The following is a 7,717-nucleotide window of genomic DNA, read 5'->3' on the forward strand; positions in this document are numbered from 1 at the left end:
GACCCGTATGACGACAGCGGGAGAGGACCGGCGAGTCGCCGGGCGCGGAACGGTGCCGATCGGCCGTGACGTGGTGCTGGCGGTCGGACTCGGATCGCTRCAACACCCGGACCGGGAGCGGGCCTTAGCGCCGGTCCGGCGTCATCCCCTGCGCCGGACGCGGTCACGCGACGCGGCGGCGACCGGCTGCCGGTCCCGCGCCCGCACCCGCGTCAGGCGGTGCGGCGGCACCCCGCCGCCGTGCCTTCCGGATCGGTCAACAGGGGCGGACCGGCTGGTGGTTGTGGACGAAGCGGGCGGAGACCCAGCCGTTGAAGCCCTGGATGCGGTACCAGACGGGGTTGCCGTCCACCCAGCCGCCCCGCTTCTCGCAGTTGAGCTGGATCCGCTCGTGCGGACGGAGCACCTTGACGATGTCCGAGTAGATCGTCGGCTTCTGGCGGACGTTGAGCGGCGCGTCGGAGACGACCTCACCGACCGGGTACGAGGTGTTCGCCGTCACGGGGCCGCGGGTCGGGTCGTGCCGTTCGGCCGCCCATCCGGGGGCGGCCACGGGGCCGATGACCATCGCGGCTCCGACGACGGCGACGAGTGCTCTCTTCATGTCTGGCCTGCTCTCCACACGGCTCGGGTGACGACCGGGGGCGTCGTTTCAGTGCCCGCCGTCTGCCACTATCCGCACGGAGTGCGCGGCCGCCGCCCTGACACGCCCGGACCGCCGTGGATGCCGCCCGTACGAGCGTGTCGCCGAACGCGGCAGCGGGACCCCCTGCGCCCGGTTCGACGTCGGTCCCGCCCGACGCGCGTGCCGCGCGGGGCCGGACCGGCTCGTCGTGCGACGACCGTGATGTGTTCCTGCCGTGGGGGTGAGGTAGGGGCTTGGTGGGGGAAGCCTTGACCAGAGGTTCGCTCTTGACGCCGAACCATGAACACGAGGAGCACGACGCATGCGGCTTCAGGTGAGCACCGAGCCCGAGGAAGGGCCCGTCCGCGTGATCCACTGCGCGGGCGAGTTGGACGTGGAGTCCGCTCCCGGCCTCCAACAGGCAGGCGAGGAAGCAGCCTTCGAGTCGGGCGTGCGTCGCCTGATCCTCGATGTGAGCGGGCTGACGTTCGCCGACTCCAGCGGCCTGAACTGCCTGATCCGGCTGCATCAGATGGTGCCCCTCGTCCTCAGCGGCCCCGTGCCCGACCAGCTGCTGCGGCTGTTGCAGGTGACGGGCGCCGACGAGATCTTCCCTCGCGCCGGGAACGTGGACGCCGCCCGCGACATGTAGAAGTGCGCCCGGCACGGGGCGGGGTCCGTTCCGGGGCACCGTCGGCGGCGGCGCGGCGGACCGCGCCGCCGCCGAGGACGGACCCATGGGGCGGCCCGTACCGCGGTGTTCAGTCCTCGTCGCCGCTCGTGTAGCGGCTGCGCGCCCACAGCGGCAGGCCGAACCAGCACACCAGGTACCAGGCCAGGACCCCCGACACGAGCCAGGGCACGTACCCGTCGTGGGTGGCGACCCTCAGGATGAGGAACAGGGCGGACACGAGCGTCGCGAGGAGCAGGACCAGCCCGGTGAAGGTGAGGCGGGAGGCCCAGACGACCGTCTGCGGCTTGATGCGCCGCCCCGAGACGATGCGGTGGAAGGCCACGGGTCCGATGAGCGCGCCCGTGGCGAGCGAACCGAGGACGACGGTCACGAGGTAGATCGTCCGTTCGGTCTGCCCCAGCGACTGGAAGTGCGGCGTGAACACCACGGTGAGCAGGAAGCCGAGCAGGATCTGCACGCCGGTCTGCGCGACCCGGATCTCCTGGACGAGCTCCGACCACTGCCGGTCCGCCCTCTCCTCGGGCGTCTCCCGGCGCCTCGTCGCTCGTTCGTCCGTCTTCCGCTCGGATATCGCATCGTCAGCCATGGCGTCCGCTTGCCCGCAGGCGGGCGCCGCACACTCCCCTCGGCGGGCGCCGGACTCCCCCGCCGGCGAACCCCCGGCCTCCGGCGTCCCGCGCCGCCGGCCGACGCGCCTCCGGAATGCCCCGGGCGGGACCGCCGGCGGTAGCCGTCAGCCCGCGGAAACCCACCTGCGCGGCGGCTTCGGGCCTGCCAGGATGGCCGCGGGAGGGAAGATCATGGACGAGAAGCAGCACTTCCGACAGGCCCTGGCCGCGTGGGCGGCCGGTGGACCGGGAGCGGACGCGGCCGCCGGGGCGGCGCGGGAGGCGGCCGGCGGGGTGCGCTCGATCGTGCTCGTCGAAGGAAGCAGCGACCGGGCCGCACTCGAGGCACTGGCGCTACGTGCCGGCCGCGATCTGCCCGCGGAGGGCGTGGTGGTCGTGCCGCTCGGAGGTGCGACGAACATCGGGCACTTCCTGGACGTGTGCGGTCCCCCCGGCCTGGACATCCCGGTGGCCGGCCTCTACGACGTCGGCGAGGAGGCGTACTTCCGGCGCCACCTGGAACGGGTCGGACTCGGCTCCGGACTGACGCGCGACGGGCTGGCAGGACTCGGGTTCCACGTGTGCGTCGCCGATCTGGAGGACGAGCTGATCCGCGCCCTCGGCGCCGCGGGCGTTCAGCAGGTGATCGAGGAGCAGGGCGAGACGCGGCCCTTCCGCACGTTCCGGAGCCAGCCCGCGCAGCGGACACGGCCCGTGGAGCACCAGTTGCGGCGCTTCATGGGCACCCACAGCGGACGCAAGGCCCAGTACGCGCGCGCCCTGGTCGCGCACGTGGACCTCGGGCGGGTTCCCCGGCCGCTGGAGGACCTGCTCGCGCACGTCTGACGGCGGCGGCCCTCCCGCCGGGGCCCGCCCGGGACCGGCGATCGCCAGGCGTCGGCCGCCTGGCCGCTGTTCGCGGTCCCGGTGCCGCCGCTATGGTGATCACCATGTCACCGGGGGAGATCACCACCGCCCTGGGTGCCCTGCCGCCCCTGGAGTCGGCCGAGCACCACAGCGCCGCCATGACCGTGTGCACCTCGCTCGTCGACGCCGATCTGGAGGCGTTGGAGCGGGTGATAGGGGACGACTCCGACCCGCTGCGCGCCTTCAACGCGTTCTACGTCCTGCTCGCGCGCCACCGGCGGGCCCTGGACGGCAGCCGCTTCCGGACCGTGTACCTCCGCCATGCCGCACGTTTCGGCTCCGTGCCCATGCGCGCGTTGCTCGAGTCCGACCTGGCACTGCTGGACCCGATGGGGCCGAACCTGCCGACGGCACTGCGCCACGCCGCGTCGGCGCTGGAGGCCTACCCGGGCAACCTCGCTCTCGTCGCGCACCACGCCCGGGTGCTCGCCGAGTACGGATGGAGCGGCGCCGACGTCGCCGACGAGGACCTGCGGACTGCTCTGTCGCAGGTCGACCGGGCGGTCGAGATCAGTCCGGAGCAGCCGCGCTACCGCGCCGTGCGGGCGCAACTCGCCGCCCTCACAGGCGACTTCGACACCGCGCTCACCCAGATCCAGCGAGCCATGGATCTGGAGGACTCCGCACGCTCGGGGTACGCGGTACGGGTCGTCGAGTACCACCGCATCCGGGCCGACATCGTCCTGCGACGGGAGACCGAGGCCATCCGCAGTGGCCTGCGGGAGACCGCGGAGCGGCTGGAGGTGTCGATGCAGGCGCAGGTGGAGCAGGTCACGCGGGAGACCCGGGCCCACGAGCAGGCCGAGATCACCCGCCTCCGGTCGGAGACCCTGGGCAGTCTCGGACTGCTGGCCGCGGTCATCGCCTTCATCGTCACGAGCACCCAGATCGCCCAGGACCTGCCGCTGCGGGACGCGTTGCGGCTGCTGGCCGGTCTGGCGGGCATGCTGACGCTGGTCTTCACCGCCTTCGGGGCGGTCTTCGGCGTGGGTCGCCACACCCGCCTGGCGCTGCCCGCGCTCCTCGGGGTGGCCCTGTTCGCGCTGGCGTGGATCCCGGCCTGAGTCCCGGCCGCTCCGGTGTCTCCGGGGCTCCGGCCGCCCGCCGGACCGGAGCCCCTTCCGGCTATCTCGCACGCCGTACGTGGATCAGCTTGTCGGGGTTGGTGACCGAGAAGACGGAGGCGATCGTGTCACCGCCGGGGACGAGGTCCACGACGACCACGGCGAGGGGGCTGTCGCCGGAGAACACGAGCGCGCCGGGATCGGCGGCCACGCGCCGGTAGCGGATGTCGAACCCCTGCGGCGGCAGGGCCCGGGCCACGGCCATGAACACCGCGGCGACCCGGTCTCGGCCGCGTACGGGGTGGAGGCTGACCGCGGGCCCCTTGCCGCCGCCGTCCGTCCAGAGCGTCACGTCCGGGGCCAGCACCTCCATGAGGGCCCGGAGGTCGCCGCCCAGCGCGGCCTCGGCGAACTTCTCGGTGACCTCGGCGTGGAGGTCGGGCCGGGGGCGGTGGCGGGGACGGCGGTCCCGCACGTGGCGGCGGGCCCGCGTGGCGAGCTGACGCACGGCGGCCGGGGACCGGTCGAGGATCCCGGCGATCTCCGGATGCGCGAAGCCGAACACGTCGTGGAGCACGAACACGGCGCGTTCCAGGGGCGAGAGGGACTCCAGGACGACGAGGACGGCCATCGAGAGTTGCTCGGCCCGCTCGGCACCGTCGGGCACCTCCTCGGTCACCCGGGGCTCGGGAAGCCAGGAGCCGACGTACGTCTCCTGGCGGCGGCTCATGGCGGTGCGCCGGGCGAGTGCCTGGTTCACGGCCGCGCGGACGAGGTAGGCCCGGGGATTGTCCACCGGCGCGGCGTCGGGTCTGCCGTGGCGGGCGGCCCAGGCCAGCCACACCTCCTGGAGCGCGTCCTCGGTGTCGGCGACGGTGCCGAGCATGTTGTACGTCACGGAGAACAGCAGTTCGCGGTGACCGAGGAACGCGTCGGTCACCGCGTCGGGGATCCGCTCGGACGGCCGGCCGGGGATGCGCTCGGACGGTGGGTCGGGGATCCGCTCGGGCCGTGAACCGGCGTTCCGCTCGGACGGTGGGTCGGGTGTCATGGATGTCTCCTCGTCTGCCGTCACCGAAGAGTGCCGTGCGGGCGCGGGTGTGACATGGACGGGTGCGGGTGTGAGACAGCGCACGCTCCCGGCCCGCGATGTCACACCCCGCAGGGGTGCGGCCTCTGTGGTGGCGTCCGGGGAGGAACGGCCTCCCCGGCACGAGCGGCACGTACGGGAGCCCTTCAGATGCGTACACGGATTCATCATGTCCACGTGTTCGACGGCCGGGACCGGCTCGGCCTCACCGAGGTGGTGCTGGAGGACGGCGTCATCGCGGCGGTCGGTGGCGGTGCGGAGGACGCCGGCGGCTGGGACGTCGAGGTCGACGGGCGGGGCGGCACGCTGACGCCCGGTCTGGTCGACGCCCATACCCATGTGTTCGACGGCAGCCTGGCCGAGGCGCTGCGGTACGGGGTGACCACCGAGATCGACATGTTCTGCCTGCCCAGGCCGTTGGCCCGGCACCGGTCGCTGGCGGACGGGAGCGACGACGTGGCCGATCTGCGCAGCGCCGGCACCGTGGCCACCGCGCCCGGTGGCCACCCCACGCAGTTGCTGACCCTGCTGGCCGGAAGCGTGCTGGACCCGGCCGACGTGACGGAGCTCGACTTCGTCACCCGGCCCGAGCAGGCCGAGGAGTTCGTCAAGGCCCGGCTCGCCGAGGGCGCCGACTTCCTCAAGATCGTCATCGACGACGGGACGGTGCACGGAGCCGAACTCCCCGTACTCCCGCGGGAGATCGCGGGCGCCCTCACCGCGACGGCGCACGACGCCGGACTGAAGGTGCTCGCCCACGCGATCACCGCCGCCGAGGTGGAGGTGGCACTGGACGCAGGGGTCGACGGGCTCGCGCACGTCTGGGCCGATCTGGCTCCGGGGGATCCGGCGGGGCGGCGGCTGGCCGAACGGGTCCGCGACCAGGGTGTGTTCGTCGTGACCACGCTCGCGTACTTCGAGGCGATCGGCGCGCAGGGGGCGGGCGCCGCCGCCTGCGCGCCGCCCGGTCGTCTGGCCCACGCCGTGGGGTCGCTGCGGGACCTGCACCGGGCCGGAGTGCCGCTGCTCGCGGGGACCGACGCCACCCCGTTCGCGCCCTCCCACGGCGCCGGACTGCACCGCGAGTTGGAGCTGCTGTGCGCGGCGGGGCTGGACGCGGGCGAGGCGCTGGCCGCGGCGACCGTCGTCCCCGCCGAGCACTTCGGACTGACCGACCGGGGCCGGATCGCCCCCGGCCTGCGCGCGGATCTGCTGCTGGTGGCGGGCGATCCGACGCGCGACGTCTCCGTCCTCGCCGCGCCGGCCGCCGTCTGGCGGCGCGGGGTCCGCCACGCCCGCTGACACCGCCCGACCCTGGAGAGGAACACCATGACCCACGATCGTTTCGTCCTGCTCGAGTCCGGGGCCGCCCGGCCCGGCCGTATCCCGCTCCCGCCCGCGTTCTCGGTCAAGGCCCGGACGCACGACACCGAGGGCCGCTTCTCCCTGCTCGAAGTGGTCCTCGCCCAGGAGATCCCGCGCCACGTCCACCACATCGCGGACGAGAGCGTCTACGTGCTGGAGGGGGAGCTCCTGGTCGACATCGAGGACCGGACCCACGCCCTGACGGCCGGGCAGTTCGTGCTGCTTCCGCATGGCGTACCGCACGCCCTGCGCCCCGGCGCCGGGCGGCCGCCCCGCGTCCTGCAGATCTCGTCGCCGGGCGGCTGGGAGTGCTTCGTGGAGGACCTCGTCGAGGCCCGGCCGGCGCTCACGGTGGCAGGACGGCTCGATCCGGCCCGCCTCAACCGCGTCGCCGCCCGCCACGGCATCACCTATGAGGAACGACGACCGGACTGACCGCGTCCCGCCGGCACCACCGCGACGCCCCTCGGGGCGGCCGCGGGCTCCCCCGGCCACCTCCTGGCCGGGGTGCGCTCCACCGGTCACGGGCCCCGCTCGTCGGCGACGTGCCGTCAGGGAGTGACGGAGAGGACGAGCTTGCCGGTCGTACGGCCGGTCTCGCCCCGCGTGTGGGCGCGGCCGGCCTCGGCGAGGGGGAAGACCTCGTCGACCAGCACGCGCAGCTGTCCGCCCTCGACCAGGGAGGTGATCTCCCGGAGCCCGGCGTGGTCGGGTTCGACGAGCATGAAGACGGCGCGGACTCCGCGCGCCTCGGCCTCGGCGGCCGGGAAGGTGGCGTCCGGCGGGATGATCGAGACGAGGATGCCGCCCGGCCGGAGCGTGCGCAGCGACCGTGCCCAGTGGGCGCCGCCGAGGCTGTCCAGGACCACGTCGACGTCGCGGACGGTCTCGGCGAAGTCCTGGGTGCGGTAGTCGATCGGTTCGTCGACGCCGAGCTCCCGCAGCAGGTCGTGTTTCGCGGCGCCGGCGGTGCCGATGACGTACGCGCCGCGGGCCTTGGCGATCTGGACGGCCAGGTGCCCCACTCCCCCGGCGGCGGCGTGGATCAGGACCCGCCGACCGGGGCGTACGTCCGCGGTGTCGACGAGGGCCTGCCAGGCGGTCAGCGCGGCCAGGGGCAGCGCGCCGGCCTCGACGGGGCTCAGTCCTCGGCGGCGCCCACTGGGCACGGTCGCTGCGCACGCTCCGGCCGGGCGGCATCCTCGTCTCGATCATCCCGCCGGACGCCACCTTCCCGGCCGCCGAGGCCGAGGCGCGCGGAGTCCGCGCCGTCTTCATGCTCGTCGAACCCGACCACGCCGGGCTCCGGGAGATCACCTCCCTGGTCGAGGGCGGACAGCTGCG

General features: G+C 73.9%; 9 protein-coding genes and 1 pseudogene. 5 read left to right on the forward strand and 5 right to left on the reverse strand.

The window, feature by feature from the left end:
• Positions 1-256 precede the first annotated feature (256 nt).
• Positions 257-604 carry an SH3 domain-containing protein gene (locus EAO71_RS35690; RefSeq protein ID WP_147981967.1) on the reverse strand — a complete coding sequence of 116 codons (348 nt, stop codon included), beginning with the start codon at positions 602-604 and terminating at the stop codon, positions 257-259.
• 343 nt (positions 605-947) lie between these two features.
• On the opposite strand from EAO71_RS35690, the gene EAO71_RS35695 reads away from it, so the two are divergent.
• Positions 948-1,277 carry an STAS domain-containing protein gene (locus tag EAO71_RS35695; protein ID WP_147981968.1) on the forward strand — a complete coding sequence of 110 codons (330 nt, stop codon included), beginning with the start codon at positions 948-950 and terminating at the stop codon, positions 1,275-1,277.
• A 109-nt stretch (positions 1,278-1,386) separates the two neighbouring features.
• Here EAO71_RS35695 and EAO71_RS35700 read toward each other — a convergent pair whose 3' ends face one another.
• On the reverse strand, positions 1,387-1,905 hold the full coding sequence (locus EAO71_RS35700; RefSeq protein ID WP_147981969.1) for a DUF6328 family protein: 519 nt from the start codon (positions 1,903-1,905) through the stop codon (positions 1,387-1,389).
• A gap of 214 nt (positions 1,906-2,119) precedes the next feature.
• On the opposite strand from EAO71_RS35700, the gene EAO71_RS35705 reads away from it, so the two are divergent.
• Positions 2,120-2,773 carry a TOPRIM nucleotidyl transferase/hydrolase domain-containing protein gene (locus EAO71_RS35705; protein WP_147981970.1) on the forward strand — a complete coding sequence of 218 codons (654 nt, stop codon included), beginning with the start codon at positions 2,120-2,122 and terminating at the stop codon, positions 2,771-2,773.
• Between the two features lie 104 nt (positions 2,774-2,877).
• Positions 2,878-3,918 carry a hypothetical protein gene (locus tag EAO71_RS35710; protein ID WP_261992507.1) on the forward strand — a complete coding sequence of 347 codons (1,041 nt, stop codon included), beginning with the start codon at positions 2,878-2,880 and terminating at the stop codon, positions 3,916-3,918.
• Between the two features lie 61 nt (positions 3,919-3,979).
• Here EAO71_RS35710 and EAO71_RS35715 read toward each other — a convergent pair whose 3' ends face one another.
• Positions 3,980-4,969 carry a sigma-70 family RNA polymerase sigma factor gene (locus EAO71_RS35715; RefSeq protein ID WP_147981971.1) on the reverse strand — a complete coding sequence of 330 codons (990 nt, stop codon included), beginning with the start codon at positions 4,967-4,969 and terminating at the stop codon, positions 3,980-3,982.
• Between the two features lie 189 nt (positions 4,970-5,158).
• On the opposite strand from EAO71_RS35715, the gene EAO71_RS35720 reads away from it, so the two are divergent.
• Positions 5,159-6,310: an amidohydrolase family protein gene (locus EAO71_RS35720; protein ID WP_147981972.1), complete on the forward strand. Its 1,152-nt coding sequence runs from the start codon at positions 5,159-5,161 to the stop codon at positions 6,308-6,310.
• A 27-nt stretch (positions 6,311-6,337) separates the two neighbouring features.
• Positions 6,338-6,808: a cupin domain-containing protein gene (locus EAO71_RS35725; protein ID WP_147981973.1), complete on the forward strand. Its 471-nt coding sequence runs from the start codon at positions 6,338-6,340 to the stop codon at positions 6,806-6,808.
• Positions 6,809-6,924: 116 nt separating this feature from the next.
• Here EAO71_RS35725 and EAO71_RS35730 read toward each other — a convergent pair.
• Both EAO71_RS35730 and EAO71_RS39850 read right to left on the reverse strand, forming a co-directional pair.
• Positions 6,925-7,566 (reverse strand): annotated as a pseudogene (locus EAO71_RS35730) (NADP-dependent oxidoreductase); the annotation flags it as partial.
• The coding region (locus tag EAO71_RS39850; protein WP_222723620.1) for a hypothetical protein at positions 7,515-7,717 on the reverse strand (203 nt) is incomplete at its 5' end. The pseudogene EAO71_RS35730 and the gene EAO71_RS39850, both read right to left, overlap by 52 nt.

This window comes from Streptomyces sp. MS191 (assembly GCF_008042125.1).
Taxonomy (GTDB): domain Bacteria; phylum Actinomycetota; class Actinomycetes; order Streptomycetales; family Streptomycetaceae; genus Streptomyces.